The following is a 21523-nucleotide window of genomic DNA, read 5'->3' on the forward strand; positions in this document are numbered from 1 at the left end:
CTGATCCCTTCCCGAACTCAGAAGTGAAACCTCTTAGCGCTGATGGTAGTGTGGCACTTGCCATGTGAGAGTAAGTCATCGCCAGCTTTTAAATACTAAACACCCCCAACATAACAGTTGGGGGTGTTTTTTATTGCGTGGAGGAAATAAATAAATTGGCCTGTGCTAATATCCTCCTATATTTGTATAGGGACATGAAGTTGATATGAAAAAAAGCCTGTTTGTATTGGTCGTTGCTTTAGGCGTTTCAAGTATGGCTATTGCAAGCAATGACTTGGATACAAGCCTAACAGCTTATTATCAAAAGAATTATAAAGCTGCTTTTGATGGTTTTGAAAGATCAGCAAAAACTGGAAATGTTCAAGCAATACACTATTTAGCAAGTTTATATTTTCAAGGCTTAGGTGTCCCAAAAAATGTAGAAAAGGCGTTTAATTTATTTAATCAATCTGCTCAAAAAGGATATGTGCCTTCCTTAGCAAATCTTTCGATTATGTATAATGAAGGTATTGGAGTACAAAAAAATCCTGAGAAGGGTTTTGAATATACTAAAAAGGCTGCGAATGCAGGAGATTTGCAATCTCAATTTTATTTAGGTAATGCCTTTCGCAAAGGGAATTTTGTTAAACAAGATTATACTAAAGCTGCTTTTTGGTATGAAAAATCAGCAAAAGCTGGCTATTCTTTTTCTCAAAATGAGTATGGTTTATTATTTGCTCAGGGTTTAGGCGTTGAACAAGATTATTACAAAGCTTACGCATGGATTAGTGTTGCAGCGGAAACAGAAAATGATCAGGCAATTAAAAACTTAAAGAACTTTACCCAAATTTTTAATATCCAAGAAATGAAGAAGGCTAAGGAGCTAGCCGATCAGTATAAAACACTTTATCTTAAATAAAAAAATAGGTATTTCTTATGAAACTCAACTCTTTCACTCCACTGCCTGAAGATGATGATGAACTACATCTTCCTGAACTTGTGTATTGGGCATCCCTTGGTGATGTGGAACAAGTCGAGCAACTATTGGCAGAGGGAATAGATCCAAACCAGACCGATGACGAAGGCTATAGTGCGCTTCAGGCTGCTGCTGAGAACGACAATTTAGCGGTGGTGAAGCTACTCGTGAGTAAGGGTGCAAATGTGGCGTATAAAGGAGAATATAGCGCATTACAGCTTGCAGAAATGGCAGAGCATAGCGAAGTGGTTGCTTATCTCAAAAGTCTTTAAATCACCTATAAAATGATAGATAAAAAGAAGCCCCATCATCCTGACGGGGCTTCTTCATATTCAGTTTATGTCGTTGATATCCTATTAACGACCACGTCCTGTGTCTGTTCTTATTCTCAATGAGACTTCCTGTCTCTCTATGATTTGTATTATAGGTGAAAAGTTTGTATTGGGATATTCGCCAATTGCTGCGATTGTTGTAGGTTTTTGCGTACATTGATAGGGATAATTATTATCCATAAAAACATAATCAAGAGATTCCCTTTCTGTTTTATTCGGATCTTAGAAATGAATATCTAAGCCAATATACGGACCTTTAAAGTCAAACTTAAGGTCATTTTTCTTGTAGTCATCTAATTTGATATCGAGAATACGATAGCCTGCTTTTAAACCCACATCGACCAATAAATTATCAATAAAGTTGTATTGTAATTCGGCTTGCGCATCTGTGATTTTGGTATCGTTAAAGTTGCTATACAACAACTCGCCCTTGGCACTGAGACCAGTAAATGGAAGTTTGATGCCCGCAGAGCCATAGATGACAGGAACTGTTTTATCGATATCTGTTTTACTGACATTCAGTGTTTTGACATCACCATTTAAATTGGTTGCACCCAGACCGACATCTGCGCTGACGATGGTGTCCAAGATTTCATAATAGAGAATGAAATCGGTGTGATCGATGTTCAGATCGTAGACAGGTTGTCCAGCCACTGTATTTTCAGTTTGTGATTTCAAATTTACATAGCGAATTTTGGCATTTGGAATCAATGGAATCGGGTGTTCAAATGCAAGTGATATCTGAGCTGAACCTTTACGATCTAAATTTTCTTCAGGTGCTGAAAGACCTGCATAAGGATTTAATAAAAGGTCATCTACACCTGTTTGATTTGATAATGATGAGGTATTTGGTTTTGGTTGAACTTTTGCCTTACCATCATAAAACCAATAACTCGCATCAGCTTTCACGCCTAGCATATCCGCTTGTGCCAGACTGCAAATGCCTGTCCCTAACGCAAACATTGATATTTTTAATATTTTCATTGCATTGTCCTAATCAGTATCAAAAACAGTAATGAATTGTTGTGAATTCATCTGTGAATGGGCGAATCATATAGTGATCTTGGAAAATATGCAGTAGTCTAAATTTAAATTTTTATAACGGGATCAAGAATAATGACAGATACAAAAAATGTGGTGGATTACCCACTTTATGTCGCAGGCAAAGCAGCCACCACAGGCCAATGGCTTGAAGTTCATGATAAGTATCACAATACCGTGTATGCACGTGTCGCCTTGGCCGATACCAAAGTGCTTGAAAAAGCGATTGCAGCTGCGGTGAAAGCTGAAGCAGAAATGGCGGCCTTAAAACCCTTTCAGAAACAAAGAATCCTATTGCACTGCGTGAAGCGTTTTAATGAACTGCGTGAAGAGTTAACAGATATTCTGATTGCAGAAGGGGGGAAACCTCGCGGTGCAGCAAGTGCCGAAGTTGAACGTCTGATCAATACCTTTCAATTGGCCGCAGATGCCGTGACACAGCTCGATGATGGGCGAATGTTAGCTCTAGCTGTGACACCCGCGGCTGCCCAGTTCAGAGGGATGGTCAAATATGTACCCATCGGTGCAGTTTCCTTAATCAGTCCGTTTAATTTTCCTCTCAACCTCGTTGCACATAAGATTGCACCAGCCATTGCTGCGGGTTGTCCTTTTGTGTTGAAACCTGCCAGTTTGACTCCGATCAGTGCCTTAATGATTGCCAAGGTATTAGCCGAAACCGATTTACCGAAAGGTTCGTGGTCGGTATTGCCTTGTGAGCGTCAGGCCGCAGATATTCTGTCACGGATGATCGCTTCAAGCTGTTAAGCTTTACGGGTTCCGATCAGGTGGGGTGGGACATGAAAGCCCGTGCTGGTCGTAAGAAAGTCACCTTGGAATTGGGCGGGAATGCTGCGGTTCTGATTGATGCGGATACAGTGATTGATGACGCTTTGATTGATCGTTTAATCAGTGCAGCCTATGGGCATGCGGGGCAGATCTGTATCAGTGTGCAGCGAATTTTAATTCATGCTGACTTATATGCCGAAGTGAAAAAGAAACTCATCGCCAAATTGAAAAAAATTAAAGTGGATGATCCCACTTTAAGTACCACATTGGTTGGTCCCATGATTAAGGAGGCTGAAGCGATTCGTTTAAAAAAATGGCTAGATAAGGCCGAGAAAAAAGGAGCAAAAATACTGATAGGAGGACGTTTAGAAGGGGTTTTGTTCGAACCCACTTTACTGGAAAATGTAGATGCCAAGCTGGAAATCTATAAGGATGAAGCATTTGGTCCAATTGCAATCTTGGAGAAATTTAAGGACTTTCAGCAGGGGATTGTGACCATCAATCAAAGTCGTTTTGGCTTGCAGGCAGGCGTATATACGCAAAATCTGAATAAGATGCTATATGCATGGGATCATTTACATGTTGGAGGTGTGATTATTAACGATGTTCCGACGTTCCGCGTCGATAATATGCCTTATGGTGGGGTGAAGGATTCGGGCCTTGGCCGTGAAGGGATTCAGTTTGCTATTCGGGATATGCAAGAGGAAAGATTATTAGCCATCAAACAATAAAAAGAGAGTGGCCCAAGCGGAGTAAATGCTTCGCTTGATTGTTTTATGTACTTGATTTTTATAGCTTGACTGTAAGGTCAAAATTACAGGCTGTTGAAAAATAATCAGTTGTTTAAAAAAGATGATTTTTTCTTGCAGAATTTACAGTAAAAAGAAATAAAAACAGGTATTGTTCGGCTATTAAAAGCAGAAAAACAACGCCCGATCTTTAAGGAAGATGGTTTGGTTTTTTGTTTGTTTGTGCATGGAAATAACACACTCACAAGGTTGAATTTTCATACAAACAAGACAAGATTTTTATGGCACTTTTCATGTCTGTTGGACAATAACAAACCACAAACAGTATGGAAAGGCCAGCAGGACAATTTAGGTGTTTTATGACAGATACTCGTGAAAACTGGACATCACGATCTGGTTTTATTATTGCAGCTGTAGGTTCAGCTGTCGGTTTAGGCAATATTTGGCGTTTCCCTTACGTTGCCTATGAAAATGGCGGCGGGGCGTTTCTTATCCCTTATTTACTGGCGTTGATTACCGCTGGTTTACCTCTTTTATTCCTAGACTATGCAACGGGTCATCGTGCGCGTAATTCTCCACCAAAGGCGTATCGTGCGCTATTTAAAGGCGGAGAGACGCTGGGTTGGTGGCAGGTTTGTGTCTGTATCATCATTGGCCTGTACTATGCCAGTGTACTGACGTGGGCGGGGAGTTATGTGTACTTCTCGATCGGTCAGACATGGGGGACTGACCCGGAAAGTTTCTTCTTCAATACGTATTTACAGACTTCGAAAGCGGCAGGTTTTGACCTTAATTTCGTGGGTCATTTGTTCTGGCCAATCGTCGGAATCTGGGCACTGACCTTGATCATTTTATATGGTGGGGTGAAGAAGGGCGTTGAATTATCCAACAAGATTTTCATGCCATTGTTATTCGTGTTGTTCACCATTCTGGTGGTTCAGTCATTACGTTTACCAGGTGCGGTGCAAGGCTTAAATGCTTTCTTTACCCCGAACTGGTCGGCCATGATGGATTATAAAGTGTGGTTAGCCGCATATGGCCATACTTTTTTCTCACTGTCTGTGGGCTTCGGGATCATGGTGACCTATGCCTCTTATCTCAAACCTAAAACCGATTTAACTGGCTCGGGCCTGATTGTTGGTTTTGCCAATGCCTCGACTGAAATTTTGGCAGGCATCGGAATCTTTGCAGCCTTGGGCTTTATGGCGCATACGGCAGGCAAAGAAGTACAGGACGTAGTGAGTGGTGGTATTGGTCTGGCATTCATCGCTTTCCCGAAAATCATTTCAAGTTTGGGTGCAGGTGCTGACTTATTCGGTCTGCTGTTCTTTTCATCACTCTTCGTTGCGGGTATCTCGTCAATGGTGAGTATCTTGGAAGTGCCGATTGCTGCAATGCAAGACAAATTGAAATGGGGGCGTACCAAAGCCGTGACCATTATTGGTGGCGGTAGTGCCTTGGTTTCGGTGTTCTTATTCTCCAGTGTCAATGCGATTAAACTGGTCGATATCGTCGATCACTTCATCAATAACATTGGTATTGTTGGCGGAGCACTCGTTTCTATTCTGTGGATTACATGGTTTAAGCGTTCGGCTTTGATTGAACTGCGTGATCATATCAACCGCATTTCCACGATTCAACTGGGTAAAGGCTGGGCATTTACCTTAACGGTGATCACTTCTTTGATCTTGTTAACCACCTTAAGCATGACGGTATTTAACTTGGTGAAAAACGGTTACGATAGTTATAGCATGAGCTTACAAGGCATCTTTGGATGGGGCAGTGTGATTTTCTGTGCTGTTGTTGCAATCGTCCTCAGCAAGCTCAAAGATCGCTAGGAGAAAGAATATGAATACTTCTGCAATCGTGATGATGGTTATTGCTATGTTGTTTGTTTGGGGGGGATTGGCTTTGTCGATCCTGCACCTGATGAAGCATCCAGAAGAACTAGATGAGGTTCTGGAAGAAGTCAAAGATCAACATACGCTTTAAAACAGATTTAAAAAAAAGCAGGCTTCAAGCCTGCTTTTTTATTATGCCAATTTTTTAATCCGGCAATAATAGAAACCATCACCAGCGTGTGCAGAAGGAAGCAACTGACGACCATGCGTCTGCTCAATCCCCCAATCAGCTTCGATTTTGACTTCTTCAGCATCGGTATGTTCAGCAAAGAAAGTTGCCATTTGCTGCTCATTTTCAGCTTTAAGTATTGAGCAGGTAATATACAGCAAGGTGCCACCGACTTTAAGCTGTTGCCACATCTGCTGCAAAATCTGCTGTTGTAGTGCCACGGTTTGTGCAATATCGGTTGATTGTCTCAGCAGACGAATATCGGGATGACGACGGATCACGCCTGTTGCAGAGCAGGGTGCATCCAACACGATACAATCGACAAGTTCTGGTGCCTGCCACGTGGTCGCATCTGCTGTCACAATCTCTACAAGCTTCTGATCTAGGGCAAGACGTTCTAAATTTTCAGAAACACGCAGTAAACGTTTTGCATCATGATCAAGTGCAATCAATTTTTTCGGATTAAAGCGCTCAAGGATATGCGCGGCTTTACCTCCTGGTGCAGCACAAGCATCGATCACCACTTGGTTATCTAAGTTGGGTAAAAGCGTGGCACATAATTGAGCATGCTCATCCTGAACAGAAAAACCGCCTTCTTCAAAACCGGGTAAATGGGTAATATTGCCGGTTTGTTCCAAAACAATACCTACATTTGAAAGCATACAAGGACGAGCATCAATCTGTTCTTCGTCCAAAATCTCTAAATATTCGTTACGACTGACTTGGCGTTCATTGACGCGCAGCGTCAGTGGCGCGACTTGTTTCAAGGCTTGGCATAGCGACTCTGCTTGCTCAGGCCAATCTTTTTTGAGCCGTTTGAATAACCAGCTTGGTAAACCATGCGTATTATTCAAAGCGGTTTGAAATTCATCTGTTTCACGTGAAACACGACGCAGAATTGCATTGACCAAACCACTCATTGGCTCGAAACCGAGTTGCTTGGCCGCATTTACGGTTTCTGAAATCGCAGCATGTACAGGAACACGCGTACATAAAATTTGATATAAACCAAGATATAAACAACTTTCGAGTGCTTCATTGTCTAATGGTTTTGTGAGCAAGGGTAAGGTAATGGCTTTTAAGGAATACCATTGGCGTAAACAGCCTAAAGTAAGTTCGTGATATAAACCACGGTCACGTTCAGAAACCATATTGAGATGTTGATTCAAAACAGAAGACAAAGATTGCCCATTTTGAACAGCCAAAAGTGTTTTGACCACTTGCGCACGCAAATTCAAATTTTTTGCAGATGATTGATTCGATTGGCTCATGGGAGAATTTGTCCAATATGTAATTTCTGGGTTTGTGCAATTTGCACTGGATTTAAGGCTTTCGCGCCGGGCCATTGCAAGCTGGTGAGGCACACGGCTGCATTGTCGCCACATGCCACATGCACGCCTTGTTTATCGATCGCAAGGATCTCACCGCTTTGTGCATCAGTTTTTTGATGTTGAGAAAGCATTGAACCCCACACACGTAAGGCATTGTTTTCATCTAACTGAATAAACGCCACTGGCCAAGGATTAAAAGCACGAATATTACGGTCGATTTGCACTGCACTTTGCTTCCAGTCAATACGCGCTTCGGCTTTGACTAACTTATGCGCATAGACCGTTAGTGTCTCATCTTGCACTTCACGTTTTTCGATGAAATCCTGCAAGCTTTGTTCTGATTCGAGTACTGTACAAATCGCTTCTGCACCTTGAGCAGCCAATTTGTCATGCAAGCTGGCAGAGGTATCTTCCGCAGTAATTGGACAATAGGTTTTATACATCATATCGCCCGTATCTAAACCTGCCGCCATTTGCATGATGGTAATCCCCGTTTCTGCATCACCTGTGGCGATGGCACGTTGAATTGGGGCAGCCCCGCGCCAGCGCGGCAGCAATGAACCGTGAATATTCAGACAGCCGTACTTTGGAGTGTCTAACACGGCTTGCGGCAAGATCAAACCATAAGCGGCCACCACCATCACATCCGCGCCCAAGGCTGCAAGTTGTTGTCGGGCTGCCAAACCGTCTTCCGTCGACGCTTTAAAATTCAAAGGTTGATAAACGGGCAAACCATGTTCAAGTGCCAATTGTTTAACAGGAGAAGGTGTTAATTTTTGCCCACGGCCCGATTTACGATCCGGCTGGGTATAAACCGCAATAATCTGGTGGGATGTTTTTAATAATGCCGCCAATGCGGTTGCCGCAAATTCAGGCGTACCAGCAAAAATGATTTTCACAAATGGAATCCAAACAAAACTTACCTCAAATTATAAGCGAAAAAGCGACGAGTCCCTAATTCACTGCCTGAATTGCTTTTGCGCAAAAAAAGATAGGCCTGTTGGTCATCTGTTAAACGATAACTTGTAGTATGATGCAGAGAGCTCAGTATCATTTCGCCAGAGCGAATGTCCTATTCGTCTCGAGCACACACTTGTTGGGAATAAAAAATGCCTGATTATCGTTCGAAAACATCGACACATGGAAGAAATATGGCTGGCGCACGTGGTTTATGGCGTGCGACGGGTATGAAAGATGAAGATTTTGGCAAGCCCATTATTGCAGTGGTCAACTCATTTACCCAATTTGTGCCAGGTCATGTGCATCTCAAAGATTTAGGTCAACTTGTTGCACGAGAAATTGAAGCGTCTGGTGGTGTGGCAAAAGAATTTAATACCATTGCCGTTGATGACGGGATTGCCATGGGTCATGACGGGATGCTGTATTCACTGCCATCACGTGATTTGATTGCCGATTCTGTAGAATATATGGTCAATGCCCATTGTGCCGATGCAATGGTATGTATCTCGAACTGTGACAAGATCACACCGGGAATGTTGATGGCAGCAATGCGCTTGAACATCCCTGTGGTATTCGTGTCTGGTGGGCCGATGGAAGCGGGTAAAGTCAAATTCCGTGGTGATGAAAAAGCAATCGACTTGGTTGATGCGATGGTGGTTGCAGCCGACGAAAGCTATACCGATGAAGAAGTCGCTGCGTTTGAACGCTCAGCATGCCCAACCTGTGGTTCTTGTTCAGGCATGTTCACCGCGAACTCGATGAACTGTTTAACCGAGGCTCTTGGTTTGTCTTTACCGGGCAATGGTTCTATTGTGGCGACGCATGCCAACCGTGAAAAATTGTTCTTGAGAGCAGGGCGTTTAGTGGTTGAACTGGCGAAGCGCTATTATGAGCAGAATGATGACAGCATCTTGCCGCGTTCGATTGCCACCAAAGCTGCTTTTGAAAATGCCATGACCTTGGATATCGCCATGGGTGGTTCGACCAATACGGTATTACATTTGCTGGCTGCTGCACATGAAGCAGAAGTTGATTTCACCATGGATGATATCGACCGTTTGTCACGTCAGGTTCCAGTCTTGTCAAAGGTTGCACCTGCAAAACAAGACGTACATATGGAAGATGTACACCGTGCGGGTGGGATCATGGCGATCTTGGGTGAGCTCGATCGTGCCAACTTACTCAATACCTCATGCCCAACCGTACATGAAAAAACCCTGAAAGATGCTTTGGACAAGTGGGATATTATCCGTACCGAAGATGCAGATGTTTATGAATTCTATCGTTCATCTCCAGGGGGGATTCCAACCCAAGTCGCGTTCTCACAGAACCGTTATTATTCAACCTTAGATGGTGACCGTGAGAAAGGTGTGATTCGTAATGCTGAACATGCCTTCTCTAAAGATGGCGGTTTGGCTGTGCTTTACGGCAACATCGCTCTAGATGGCTGTATCGTCAAAACCGCAGGTGTGGATGAGTCGATTCTTAAATTCACTGGTACAGCCCGTGTGTTTGAGAGTCAGGATTCGGCAGTTGAAGCAATTCTGGATCATAAAATCGTGGCGGGTGACATCGTGGTGATTCGTTATGAAGGCCCACGTGGTGGACCCGGGATGCAGGAAATGTTGTACCCGACCAGTTACCTGAAATCGAAAGGTTTGGGTAAAGACTGTGCCTTGATTACTGATGGTCGTTTCTCGGGTGGTTCGTCAGGTTTGTCGATCGGTCACGTATCTCCAGAAGCTGCCGAAGGTGGTGCAATTGGTTTGGTTGAGGATGGTGATACGATCCAGATTGATATTCCAAATCGTACCATTCACCTTGATATTGACGATGCCACCCTGGCACATCGCCGTACGGTTCAGGAAGCCAAAGGCTGGCATCCGGCAGAAGAGCGTAAACGCAAAGTGTCTAAGTCATTGAAGATTTACGCATTGCATTCAACCAGTGCAGCCAAAGGCGCAGTACGAGTTTTGTAATCCCTTTGAGTCCCTCTTTCAATTAAGGGGGACTTTTTTGTTATTTTATAAGATACTGAACATATTTATTGGCTCACTTGTTCCGACACAAGTTTGAGTATATCCATCCATATTTCAATTTATGACCATTAGAGGCTGTCGACATGTCTTTGTTACGTCGTTGGTTTGATCCCATACGATCGAGTTGGTACTATCAGAAACCTTCTCGTCAGGCGGAGTTACCCACGGAACAGGGTTTAAGTATTTACCTGCGTCTAGACGATGTTTATAGCTATCTTGCAGTGCAACAACTTGGTCAGCTCAATGAAATCCTGAGTGATGAACTCAAACCGTTAAAGGTGATTATTTCGAGGCAAGACGCTGAACCTCCCAATGAGATGTCGAAGCAAGACTGGCAAACTTATTGTTTAAATGATGCCAAAATTCTCGCCAAGCAACATCGTTTTGGTTTTGATGACACCCCAGAAATCCCCAGCGCAGAAGCCTTACAACAAGCTGAAACCATTCTTAGAAACACGCCATTGCGTGAGCAGAACTTCTTACATTTGCTCGAAGACGTCTTTCATATGTTGTGGCAACAACAATATGGCAAATTGCGTACCTTGCATGCCATGGCTAGCCAGCATCAAAGCCCTCAAGATTATCCTGAACGCATTTTTAAAGATGTGCCTGTAGCCGCCAGTTATTTCGAGTTTGGCGAGCGTAAATATCAAGCCGTTGATGACTTACTCCGCTTGACCCGTCGGCTAAAACAACAGAAATTGCTGACAGGAAATCCAATTTTCCTGATCAACCATATCGAATGGCGTGAGCATTTGATTAATGATGGTGAAGCGCTGAGCGAAGTTCAAGCCATGCATTCTGAGTTGGATCTGTATATTGCGCTTGAAGATCCAATGAGCTGGTTATTATTGGCATATATCAAAGAAGAACTGGCGGATTATTATAATATTCAGTTGAAAGTTTACCCATTGAGTTATCATGGGCGAGACTGGTTTGACTGGAGTCTGGCCACTCGCGTCTCCAAGCGGACACAAGTCGCATTTACACCATTCTGTCGCCCAACCAAAGACGCAACCTACGAGATGGCACGGCTGTTTTATAGTGTGCCTGAAGAACAGCAAGTGGACTGTATTCATCAGATATTAGAAGGCGTGTGGACACGCGGTAGAGACCTGTCATTTAAAGCCCATTTTCAGCGTATGCAGAGACGCTTGGAGATCGATCAGATAACTGAACAGGATGTGGAGGCTCTATTGCAACAGAATGATGAACTGTGCCAGCAAAAGCATCAGCCTGATTTTCCAGTTCTGGAATTGCGCATTGATGGACAGAGCTATGTATTTAATAGCTTATACCGGGTCTGGATGATTGAAAGTATTATTAGCAATGTGTTGGAAGATAAATACCGAATAGCCTCAAGCTCTGCCTGAGGCCAGCTCCCAAAAATAAGAATAGGGGGAGCCCCCGTTTTTTCGTAGCATAACTCCGGTGCAACATCGGAGAGCGCACATGACTTTTTTAGCAATCATTATTGTGGTATTTGCCTTTGCCGGCATGATCAAAGGTATGATTGGTCTAGGCTTGCCTGCGGTATCCATGGGGCTACTGACCATTGCCATGAGTCCCTTTCAGGCTGCATCCCTGTTGATTGTTCCTTCCATGGTGACCAATATTTGGCAACTGTTTGCTGAGGGGCGGGTCTGGATGTTTATCCGGCGTTTCTGGACCTTACTTGCAGGCATTATTGTGGGTTCGATCTGGAGCTTTTTACCGACCTTAAACCAGAGTCATGGGCATAGCAGCGAAATTTTATTGGGATGCATGCTGGCCTTATACGGATGTTATGGCCTCTGTGTCAAAAAGCTGCCCCATCTGGCCAAATATGAGCGTTGGCTATCTCCTGTCGTGGGCTATATTGGTGGTGCAGTCACAGTCGCAACGGGCGTGGTGATTATTCCCGTTGTGCCGTATTTGCAGTCTTTGCATTTAAAACGAGATGAACTGGTACAAGCCTTAGGATTGACCTTTACCGTATCTACGATTTGTCTGGCGGTATTTCTACAGCATAACCCGATGGCTGGCATGCACCTGGATTATCGACTCTCTGCCGTAGCTTTAGTGGCGGCATTGGTTGGGATGTGGCTCGGTAAAAAGATCCGTTACCAACTCAATGAGCAACGCTTTCGTCGCCTGTTTTTTATTGGGTTAATGGCTTTAGGGATGTATATGATTGCGCATTAGCATGGATCAGTTGGTGGGTTGATGCTGTAGTAAAAATTCAGCAAATTGTTGATAGCCAAGCGGCAGTTGGGAAAAGTCCTGTGCGGCCAAAAGCAGCTTGCGATTGGCCCATGCACCCAGTAACTGCACGGTATGGAAAGCGTAATCTGCCTGTAAGCGCTGTGCCGCACGGGCAGGCATAATGGCAATGCCGACCCCTTTCGCCACCACTTCTGCAATTGCAGCAAAATTGGGTAAGCGCAAACGGTATTGGATATTAAAGCCCAGTAATTTAGCTTGGGTTTCAATCGATTGCTGTAATGAATGATGCGGCATCAAGCCAATAAAGCCGTAATTTAAGGCCTCGATCAGGTTCAGGGCTGCCTGTTGGGCTAAGGCATGTTCTGCTGGACAAATCAGCACCAGCGGGTCGCTGGCAAATTCTTGGGTGTGTAAATGCTGGGTATCAAAAAAGCTGGATACCAATCCCAAGCGTGCAATGCCTTGGGTCAGGGCTTCAACAATTTCAGAGCTTTCCGCTTCGTGTAGATCAAGATTAATGGTTGGATGTAACATCAGATATTGCGGCAAGAGTGGGGGTAAATACTCACTTTGAGCAGAAGAGTTACACCAGAGCGTCAGAGCTTCAGGTTGCTGTTGCCGAAAGCGTTGCATGTCATGTTCAAGCACCGCTTTTTGTTTCATTAAACGGCGGGCATGTTCTGCCAAGGCATGACCCGCAGTGGTCAGTTCAAGGCCATTGCTATGACGAATAAATAAGGGGGTATCGAAATAGAGTTCAAGTTTTTTTATGCGTTCGCTGGCGGCCTGCAAAGAAATTGCAGAGCGTTCCGCGCCTTTGGTCAGACTGCCGGTACTGATGATATGTAGAACAAGCTGTAAATCAAAAAAATCAAAACGCATGATGGCAACGTATTGAAATGTAAAAATTCATCATACTAAATATCGCTTCAGGAAAGATAGTGGACTGAAGTGTGGCACAAACTGTTTTTGGTAAGGCGATTTTAACTTTGATCCAAAGGATGATCTTTAAACAACTGTATGATCCATTCTATAAATACGCGTTGTCGAGGTGAAACCCATGTTTTTGAAGGGTAAAGCAAAGAAACGGGTAAAGAGGGAACTGTGTATTGGGGTAATACAGGGCAAAGCTGACCATTTTCGATTTGTTGTAAATGAGCATAACGTGGCACCTGAATAATACCAAAGCCTTGTTCTGCTGCAGCCGAATAGGTATGTGCTCCATTGACTTGAATTAAGGAACTGAGGTCATAAAACGCAAGCTGATGATTGATGATGAATTCTAGGGGAAGCTGTTTTTGGCGTGCGCTGGAGTAAAAACCCACCATAAAATGCTGTTTTAAATCGCTGAGTAGCTTCGTTGTGCCGTATTTGTTGAGGTATTCAGGACTCGCAAGCGTGATTTGCGGGATCTGGCCCAAGGATCTGACCACTAGTTCACTATTATTTAAATGACCAATCCGAATCACACAGTCTATGCCTTCTTTAATCAGATCAACATAGCGATCACTTTCAGTCAGCTGTAATTGTATTTGAGGATATTCACCGAGAAACTGATGTAGTTTGGGCAGAATAAAATGCGCAGCAAAGAGACCGTGAACTTCCACCTTTAACGAGCCTTGCGGTTTGGCATGTAAAAAATCATGATCTGATTCATTAATATAAGTCAGAATATATTTACAGCGCTGATAGTACAAATGGCCTTCGTCAGTCAGATTGACCTGTCGTGTGGTCCGAAACAGTAAGCGGGTATTTAGCTGCGATTCCAATTGTTTAATCGCATCTGTCAGGGTCGAGCGTGGCAGACTCAGAATGTGAGCTGCTTTGGTAAAACTGCGCTGCTCAACCACATGCACAAATGCTGACATTGCATTTAACTTGTCCATAGGCTTGATTGTTTTGTTCGCTCTATTCGGATAAAGAAGCCGAAATTTGATGGATTATCTTGTTCTCACTGAACAGTATCATAGATCGTATTCCGTGATAAGTTGACTTGAGTGAGGTTAAACATGAATATGCCATCAAATCATAAGAAAGTAATTTTGATTACAGGAGCATCCCGAGGAATTGGTGCTTTTACCGCAACCTTATTGGCACAGCAAGGCCATCAAATCGTGATTAATTATGCACGCAATGATTTAGAAGCAAATCAGGTCGTTGAAAAAATTACAGCTGCGGGTGGTACAGCAAGTGCATTTAAAGCAGATATCAGCCAGTCGCATCAGGTTGAGCGGCTATTTGACTATGTCATTCAAAACTACGGGCGAATGGATATTCTGATTAATAATGCAGGCATTATGTGCTTTCAAAAAATTGAAACTTTAGATGATGAAACTATTGAGAAGGTTCTGGCGATTAATTTAAAAGGTAGTTTATATACCATGCGAGAAGCGGCGAAACGACTTGAGCAGGGTGGGAAAATTATCAATCTCTCTAGTAGTGTGATTGGTATGAAGCTGGAAGGGTATGGTATTTATAGTGCCTCTAAAGCAGCCATAGAAGCTTTGACGGCTATCCTTGCCAAAGAATTAAGAGGCAGAAACATTAGCGTTAATGCGATTGCACCAGGACCTACAGCAACTGAACTATTCTTTGAAGGGAAGAGTGAGGCATTAATTGAACAGTTGGCCAAAGCAGCCCCTTTAGAGCGTTTAGGCACAGTGGAAGATATTGCTGCGGTGCTTGATTTTGCTGTGAGTGATGCGAGTAACTGGATTAATGCACAGGTGATTAGAGCCAATGGAGGCATTATCTAGTCATGTATCCTTCTCAACATAAAAAAAGGCAGCTTGTGCTGCCTTGAATATTTTAGTTTTTGTCTTTTAAATTAAATAGCAAGTTTAGGAAAATCGCAGCAAAAGTTGCAGTGCCGATCCCACCTAAATTGAAGCTACCAAATAACAATTCAAAGTTACCTGCGCCGAGGATAATCGTAACAGAAGCGATGATCAGGTTTTTATTGTTTGAGAAATCGACTTTGTTTTCGATCCAGATTTTCGCACCTGCAATGGTAATCAGACCAAACACCACAATCGATGCGCCAGTGAGTACCGCATTTGGAATGGTGCTGATGACGGCACCAAATTTAGGTGAAAGGCCCAAGAAAATAGCAAACACACCAGCAATCACAAAGACCAGCGTCGAGTAAACGCGAGTGACAGCCATCACCCCAATGTTCTCGCCATAGGTGGTCATTCCGGGTGCTCCGACACCGCCTGATAAGGTGGTTGCAACGCCATCGGCAACAAAAGCTTTACCCAGTTGCGGTGTGAGGTTTTCACCTGTCATTGCGCCAACGGCTTTGATATGGCCCAGATTTTCTGCCACCAAAATTAGTGCTACGGGTGCAATGATCAGAATCGCATTTAAATCAAAAGTTGGGTGTGACAAGCTCGGAATACCGAACCAAGGCGCGGCCGAGATTTGGGAGAAATCAATCGGTTTGCCATAACCTAAACCATTACTGGCGATTGCATAAATCGCATAGGCAATTAAAAGGCCAATTAGCAGTAATAGACGTTGTAATAGCCCTTTGGTAAAGACAGCGATGATGCCCATGCTGAGTACCGTAATCAGCGCCATCCACATTTCAAACGGCTGACCTGCAACCGCTTTGATGGTCACGGGAGCCAGATTAAGGCCAATAATCATGACGATCGCACCTGTCACCACAGGGGGCATCAGTTTCTCAATCCAGCGTGTACCAGTCAGCATCACTGCAAAACCGATGAGGGCATAAACAATCCCGCAGACCACGATCCCGCCCAAAGCGACTGACAGGTTTGGATTGGCACCCGAGCCGGTAATATGACCTGTTGCTGCCGCAACCACCCCGATAAAAGCAAAACTTGAACCTAAATAACTCGGAACACGACCACCTGTCATAAAGAAGAACAGGATGGTACAGATTCCTGACATTAAGATGGCCAGATTGGGACTAAAGCCCATCAATAAAGGTGCAAGGACGGTTGAACCGAACATTGCAAATGCATGTTGGACCCCGAGCACCGCACTTTGTAAGGGCGGTAAATATTCATTTGTTGCAACAGGGCGATGATCAACCTGTCCCTGATACGGCTGCCATTTTGGAAACCAACTTGACATAAATTAGACTCATTATGTGATATCAGCGCGTATGATACCCTGTCTTAAAACGCGCTTTCACCTATAAGTCATTGAGGGGATTGCCAGATCAGCCTTTTAGTGTTTGTATTTTTACCTTTTGGTAAAATTTATTTCAAAATAAGCGTGTGGATTTATTATTGATTTTGTCGAGATTATTTGAAAAGTTAAATATCTTATTTTCAAAATAATTTTTTGAATTTTTCTCATTTTTTTATTGAAATGGCATATTTTGCCAGCCTTGCCATCAACAGGGGCCTTTCTATTGATGGCAAGGCTGAGGTGCGACTTAACCTGTGTTACGCAGACCTGCGGCAATCCCTGCAATACTGACCATGAGGGCATGATCGACAGGGCTGTGTTCGGTCTGGTGTTCGGCCAGATACAGGCGACGACGTTTCATCAACTCGGCTTGGAGTAAATGTAACGGCAATAAATACGGTTTACGCACCTGCATGGACTGATCCAGCACATCATTATTACTCAGCAGTTTCGATTCCCCTTTCAGGCTGAGCAGGGTGTCCACTGCATTTTGTAAGCGTTGCCGTAATTCCACACCAAGCACTTTTAAATCCTGATCTTGGGTCAGATGAGATTCATAATACAGGGCAATATCAGCATCCGATTTTGACAACACCATTTCCAGCATATCAATCAAAGTCTGGAAATATGGCCATTGTTCCAGCATCTCGTTTAAGGTGCTTTTATGTTGCTCGTGCACCTGATTAATCGCGGTACCTGTCCCCAGCCAAGCCGGTAGCATCAAGCGGATTTGAGTCCATGCAAATACCCAAGGAATGGCGCGCAGCGATTCAATACCACCACTGACTTTACGCTTAGCCGGACGTGAACCGAGTGGTAGCATTTGTAATTCCAGCTCAGGTGTGACGGTACGCAGGTAGCTGACAAAGTTAGGATTTTCACGCACGGTTTGACGATACACTTTGACCGATAAATCCGTCATGTGGTTCATTAGCTCACGCCATTCCTGTTTCGGTTCCGGTGGCGGCAACAAGGTCGCCTCTAAAGTCGCTGCGGTATAAATTTCTAGATTTTGTAGCGCGATACCTTCCAAGCCGAATTTGAAGCGAATCATCTCACCTTGTTCGGTCACACGGATGGCACCTGAAATTGAACCTGGTGGCTGTGAAAACAGGGCTTGCTGCGTTGGCGCACCGCCACGGCTAATAGAACCACCACGACCATGGAACAGGGTCAATTGCACACCATGCTGTTTGGCGATGGCGGTCAGCTCTTCCTGAGCACGATATTGCGCCCAGTTGGCCGACATAAAGCCAGCATCTTTGGCTGAATCTGAGTAACCAATCATCACTTCATGTTTGCCTTGAATATGCTGTTTGTACCAATGCATATTGAACAAGATATTCATGGTTTTGGCCGCGCCGTCCAGATCCTTTAAGGTTTCAAATAAAGGCACCACACGCAGTGGATGTTGAATCCCAGCCTCTTTTTGCAGCAGCAACACGGCCAGCACATCACTTGGATATTCTGCCATGGAAATAATATAGGCACCCAAGCTCTCGGTCGGCTGTTCTGCCAAAGTGCGCATGGTGGCAAACACTTCCAGAACATCAGGATGTTGAATCAGGCTACCTTCAGGTTCATTGAAGAATTTCGGTAATAATGGGCGCTTGCTCTGTAATTCTTGAATCAGAAAGTTTTGACGGGCCTGTTCGGTCCATGATTCAAAATTGCCCAGACCTAGATATTCGGTAATGGCTGAAATGGCTTGGCGATGGCGACCTGACTCCTGACGGATATCCAGTTTGAGCAGTTCAATGCCAAAGCAATTGACCCGATAAATAAAATCTAGCAATTGTCCATTGGCGATCTCAGCCAGATTACTGTCAATCAAAGAGCGGTAGCAGAGGAGCAATGGTGCCAACAATTCATCTTTATCTTTGATGATATTGCTGTCATCGGCTTCAGTGCCTTGAAGGCGGTGTGCCAACCACGAACGGGTGGCTTTTAAACGCTCACGGGTGTCACGTAAATATTCACGATAGGGCTCAGGGTGTTCATAGCCCAATGCTTGAGTCAGTTCTTCAGAACAGCTCTGAATGGACAATTCCCAACGTAGATTTTCAATATCACGCAGGTATAGGTCGGCTGCTTGCCAACGTGATAACCACAATACTTCTTGGGTCACCTGATGGGTGACATTCGGGTTGCCATCACGGTCACCGCCCATCCAGGAGGCAAAACGAATCGGTGCGATGTGCAGGGGTAAGGCTTGCGCACAATGTTGCTGGGTCAGCTCATTCAGTTCGCGTACAAATTTAGGTACGGCATTCCAGAGCGATTGTTCTATCGTAGCAAAGCCCCATTTGGCTTCATCGACAGGGGTTGGACGATGCTGGCGGATTTCATCGGTTTGCCATGCGGAGCTAACCAGTTGTTTCAGGGTGGCGATGGTCTGTTGACGTTCTTTGGGTGTCAGCTTTTGCTGATCGAGTTGTGATAGGCAATCGGTAATATCATCATATTTTTGAATAAGAGTACGGCGGCTGACTTCAGTTGGATGAGCCGTTAGCACCAGTTCAATTTTTAAATCACAGATCTGTTGAAACAGTTGCTTTGCGTTGATCTGTTGGGTTTTGAATTTTTCAAATAGATGCGGGAGCGGATTTGGACTGGGTGCATGTTCATCAAACTCGGCCTGACGACGGCTACGTACCACATGATACTGTTCAGCAATATTGGCGAAGTTAAGAAAATGTGAGAATGCGCGAGTCAGTGGCAAAATCTCTTCATCTTTTAAACCGAGAAACAATTGTTCGAGCTGTTTTTCCGCTTCGATCTGGCCGTCACGTGCGCCTTTGGCTAATGCCCGAATTTGCTCAATCTGATTAAACAAATCTTGCCCAGCATGTTGCTTTAAGGTCTCTCCAAGTAAATTGCCGAGTAAACGGACATCTTCACGTAGTGGAGCAGTGATTTGCTGAATCATTCTAATTCTCCTGTTGTTCTCACTCGACTATAGCGCGATTGCGAGACATTCCAAGAGCAGAACGTAAAAAATGTGAATATTCTCTAATTTGTCGGTTGATATTTAAGCAAAAAAATCTCAATCGCGTGCTGAATCATCTGGTCAATTTCAGTTGCTGTTGGCACAGGGGCTAGACCCAGTAACACTTGTTGATGACGGATGCCCAACATTAGCGAGATGATCAGCTCAGTTTGTTTTATCGGTTCATCGGCTTGAATAAATTTAAAGGCGATGGCTTGCTCGAAAAAATCACACCAGACATGGCACATGCGGCTATGCGAGGCATCAAAGAATTGTTTGGCTAACGGACTTTGTTCGGCCGCCAATTCAAACAGCAAGCAGTCCAGTTTCAAGGCTTCTGGCAGATAAATAATACTTAAAGCCCGGTGGCACATCAGCACCAAGGCCTGCTCAAAGTCGGAATCCGCAGTGAGTTCAAACTGTTTGGCACGAATCGATTCTTCACAGCTTTCTTCAATCGCACACATAAACAGATTACTTTTGTCCTGAAAGTGATTGTACACCGTGAGTTTGGTGACGCCCGCTTCTTTGGCAATCTGATTCATATTGGTGGCGTGATAGCCCATTTTTAAGAAAATAGATTTTGCGGCTTGTAAAATTTTGGCTCTTTTCTCTAAATCTTTAGGACGGCCACTGCTGATTTGCACGTTATCGTTCTCTGTTAATCAATTTTAAAAATCAAAATTCTAGCTTTATTTTTTAATTAATGTACCCATGAGTATATTAATTAAAAAATAAACAATCTATGATAATGCTCATATCACGCCTTAAAAATCAATTTGAATAAGAGCGCCATTAGATGAATCAGATCAATCGTATCATATTGGGCTTACTGGTTGTCAGTAGTGTAGTCCTCAGTGCTTGCCAAAAAGAAACACCCAAGACTGAAGAAATCCCTTATGTCATGGTGACCCAGCCGAATAGCAATCATATCGAGCAAAAGAGCTATGCGGGGAATGTACAGGCACGGCAGCAAACGGCTTTGGCTTTCCGTGTCGGGGGACAGATTACCGAACGTTATGTCGATGTCGGTGATCGGGTGAAAGTCGGGCAGGTGCTGGCCAAGCTGGATGTCAAAGATGCACAACTGCAAATGAATGCAGCCAAGGCACAGTTACAGAGCGCCGAAGCAGCGGCCAAAATTGCCGCTGAAGAATATCAGCGTTATCAGCAACTTCTACCTGTCAATGCCGTGAGTCGCTCACAATTTGATGCGGTCAAGAATCAATATGAATCGGCACAAGCCAGTTTGCAGCAGGCCCGTTCGAATTATCAAGTGTCCTCAAACCAGACGGGCTATAACCAGCTGATTTCGAATAAGAATGGGGTGATTACCCAACGCCAAATTGAGATTGGACAAGTGCTTGCCGCAGGGCAGGCGGCCTATCAATTGGCGATTGATGGGGAGCGTGAGGTGGTTTTCGGAGTACCTGAACAAGCCGTCAGTACCATCAAAGTCGGGCAACCGGTATGGGTGACCTTGTGGTCGCAACCCGACGCCCGTTTTGCGGCCAAAGTGCGGGAAGTATCACCCGCTGCCGATCAGTCACGAACTTTCACCGTTAAGGTGTCTTTGCTTGAAGGGCAGTCCAGCATTCAACTAGGTCAAAGTGCACGGGTATTTTTTGTTGCACATGACAACAATGTTTTGAGCGTGCCGTTATCCAGTGTTACCGCCAATGATCAGCAAGCCTATGTCTGGGTGGTCAATGCCAATCAAACCATTCGTAAAGTGCCTGTGACCTTGGGCAACTATGCACGTGACAGTGTCCCTGTGCTCTCGGGCTTAAAAGCCACGGATTGGGTGGTGGTTGGCGGAGTACACTTATTGCGTGAGCAACAAAAGATTCATCCGGTTGATCGTGATAATCGCGATGTTAGTGTCAAAACGGGAGGTTAAAG

Annotated in this window: 17 protein-coding genes, 1 rRNA gene and 1 pseudogene; 11 read left to right on the forward strand and 8 right to left on the reverse strand. The window is 44.3% G+C overall.

The annotated features are described in order from the left end of the window. From rrf to F895_RS18680, 3 genes are all read left to right on the forward strand, one after another. Window positions 1-87, forward strand: a 5S ribosomal RNA gene (rrf, locus tag F895_RS19205); the annotation flags it as partial. A gap of 118 nt (window positions 88-205) precedes the next feature. After that, on the forward strand, window positions 206-898 hold the full coding sequence (locus tag F895_RS18685) for a tetratricopeptide repeat protein (RefSeq protein ID WP_005237964.1): 693 nt from the start codon (window positions 206-208) through the stop codon (window positions 896-898). 17 nt (window positions 899-915) lie between these two features. Continuing rightward, the gene (locus F895_RS18680; protein WP_005237965.1) at window positions 916-1227 is read left to right on the forward strand and encodes an ankyrin repeat domain-containing protein; all 312 of its coding nucleotides are present in this window, start codon (window positions 916-918) and stop codon (window positions 1225-1227) included. Between the two features lie 282 nt (window positions 1228-1509). Here the strand turns inward: F895_RS18680 and F895_RS18675 are convergent, their stop codons facing one another. Then, the gene (locus F895_RS18675) at window positions 1510-2271 is read right to left on the reverse strand and encodes a TIGR04219 family outer membrane beta-barrel protein (protein ID WP_005237966.1); all 762 of its coding nucleotides are present in this window, start codon (window positions 2269-2271) and stop codon (window positions 1510-1512) included. Window positions 2272-2403: 132 nt separating this feature from the next. Here F895_RS18675 and F895_RS0118755 point away from each other — a divergent pair. The 3 genes and pseudogenes from F895_RS0118755 to F895_RS19235 all read left to right on the forward strand — a co-directional run bounded on the left by F895_RS0118755 (window position 2404) and on the right by F895_RS19235 (window position 5855). Then, window positions 2404-3845: pseudogene (locus F895_RS0118755) on the forward strand (aldehyde dehydrogenase family protein). Between the two features lie 377 nt (window positions 3846-4222). Further along, the gene (locus F895_RS18670; protein ID WP_005237972.1) at window positions 4223-5701 is read left to right on the forward strand and encodes a sodium-dependent transporter; all 1479 of its coding nucleotides are present in this window, start codon (window positions 4223-4225) and stop codon (window positions 5699-5701) included. A 10-nt stretch (window positions 5702-5711) separates the two neighbouring features. Beyond that, complete coding sequence (locus F895_RS19235; protein WP_005237973.1) at window positions 5712-5855, forward strand: methionine/alanine import family NSS transporter small subunit; 144 nt, start codon at window positions 5712-5714, stop codon at window positions 5853-5855. 41 nt (window positions 5856-5896) lie between these two features. Here F895_RS19235 and rsmB read toward each other — a convergent pair whose 3' ends face one another. Then, window positions 5897-7204 (reverse strand): 16S rRNA (cytosine(967)-C(5))-methyltransferase RsmB, encoded by a 1308-nt coding sequence (rsmB, locus tag F895_RS18665; protein WP_005237975.1) that lies wholly within the window; start codon window positions 7202-7204, stop codon window positions 5897-5899. Next, window positions 7201-8163, reverse strand: coding sequence for a methionyl-tRNA formyltransferase (fmt, locus tag F895_RS18660; protein WP_005237977.1), 963 nt, complete (start codon window positions 8161-8163; stop codon window positions 7201-7203). Before fmt ends, rsmB begins: the two co-directional genes overlap by 4 nt. Window positions 8164-8373: 210 nt before the next feature. Between fmt and ilvD the strand changes: the two genes are divergently transcribed. The 3 genes from ilvD to F895_RS18645 all read left to right on the forward strand — a co-directional run bounded on the left by ilvD (window position 8374) and on the right by F895_RS18645 (window position 12447). Next, window positions 8374-10203, forward strand: coding sequence for a dihydroxy-acid dehydratase (gene ilvD / locus F895_RS18655; RefSeq protein ID WP_010590150.1), 1830 nt, complete (start codon window positions 8374-8376; stop codon window positions 10201-10203). A 143-nt stretch (window positions 10204-10346) separates the two neighbouring features. Continuing rightward, window positions 10347-11636 (forward strand): hypothetical protein, encoded by a 1290-nt coding sequence (locus tag F895_RS18650; protein ID WP_005237980.1) that lies wholly within the window; start codon window positions 10347-10349, stop codon window positions 11634-11636. 79 nt (window positions 11637-11715) lie between these two features. After that, on the forward strand, window positions 11716-12447 hold the full coding sequence (locus F895_RS18645; protein WP_005237981.1) for a sulfite exporter TauE/SafE family protein: 732 nt from the start codon (window positions 11716-11718) through the stop codon (window positions 12445-12447). Between the two features lie 6 nt (window positions 12448-12453). Here the strand turns inward: F895_RS18645 and F895_RS18640 are convergent, their stop codons facing one another. Beyond that, a complete protein-coding gene (locus F895_RS18640; RefSeq protein ID WP_005237982.1) occupies window positions 12454-13350 on the reverse strand; it encodes a LysR family transcriptional regulator in 897 nt (298 codons plus the stop codon). 101 nt (window positions 13351-13451) lie between these two features. Then, the gene (locus F895_RS18635) at window positions 13452-14354 is read right to left on the reverse strand and encodes a LysR family transcriptional regulator (protein ID WP_005237983.1); all 903 of its coding nucleotides are present in this window, start codon (window positions 14352-14354) and stop codon (window positions 13452-13454) included. 123 nt (window positions 14355-14477) lie between these two features. Here F895_RS18635 and F895_RS18630 point away from each other — a divergent pair, with 123 nt between their 5' ends. Beyond that, window positions 14478-15224 (forward strand): SDR family oxidoreductase, encoded by a 747-nt coding sequence (locus F895_RS18630; protein WP_005237984.1) that lies wholly within the window; start codon window positions 14478-14480, stop codon window positions 15222-15224. 52 nt (window positions 15225-15276) lie between these two features. Here the strand turns inward: F895_RS18630 and F895_RS18625 are convergent, their stop codons facing one another. From F895_RS18625 to F895_RS18615, 3 genes are all read right to left on the reverse strand, one after another. Further along, the gene (locus F895_RS18625) at window positions 15277-16572 is read right to left on the reverse strand and encodes a solute carrier family 23 protein (protein WP_005237985.1); all 1296 of its coding nucleotides are present in this window, start codon (window positions 16570-16572) and stop codon (window positions 15277-15279) included. Between the two features lie 307 nt (window positions 16573-16879). After that, window positions 16880-19561, reverse strand: coding sequence for a phosphoenolpyruvate carboxylase (ppc, locus tag F895_RS18620; RefSeq protein ID WP_005237986.1), 2682 nt, complete (start codon window positions 19559-19561; stop codon window positions 16880-16882). Window positions 19562-19644: 83 nt separating this feature from the next. Then, window positions 19645-20268, reverse strand: a complete 624-nt coding sequence (locus tag F895_RS18615; RefSeq protein ID WP_005237987.1) for a TetR/AcrR family transcriptional regulator — start codon at window positions 20266-20268, stop codon at window positions 19645-19647. Between the two features lie 152 nt (window positions 20269-20420). Here F895_RS18615 and F895_RS18610 point away from each other — a divergent pair, with 152 nt between their 5' ends. Then, window positions 20421-21521: an efflux RND transporter periplasmic adaptor subunit gene (locus tag F895_RS18610; protein ID WP_005237988.1), complete on the forward strand. Its 1101-nt coding sequence runs from the start codon at window positions 20421-20423 to the stop codon at window positions 21519-21521. The last annotated feature ends 2 nt before the right edge of the window (window positions 21522-21523 follow it).

It is taken from the genome of Acinetobacter sp. CIP 64.2 (genome assembly GCF_000369645.1).
GTDB lineage: Bacteria > Pseudomonadota > Gammaproteobacteria > Pseudomonadales > Moraxellaceae > Acinetobacter.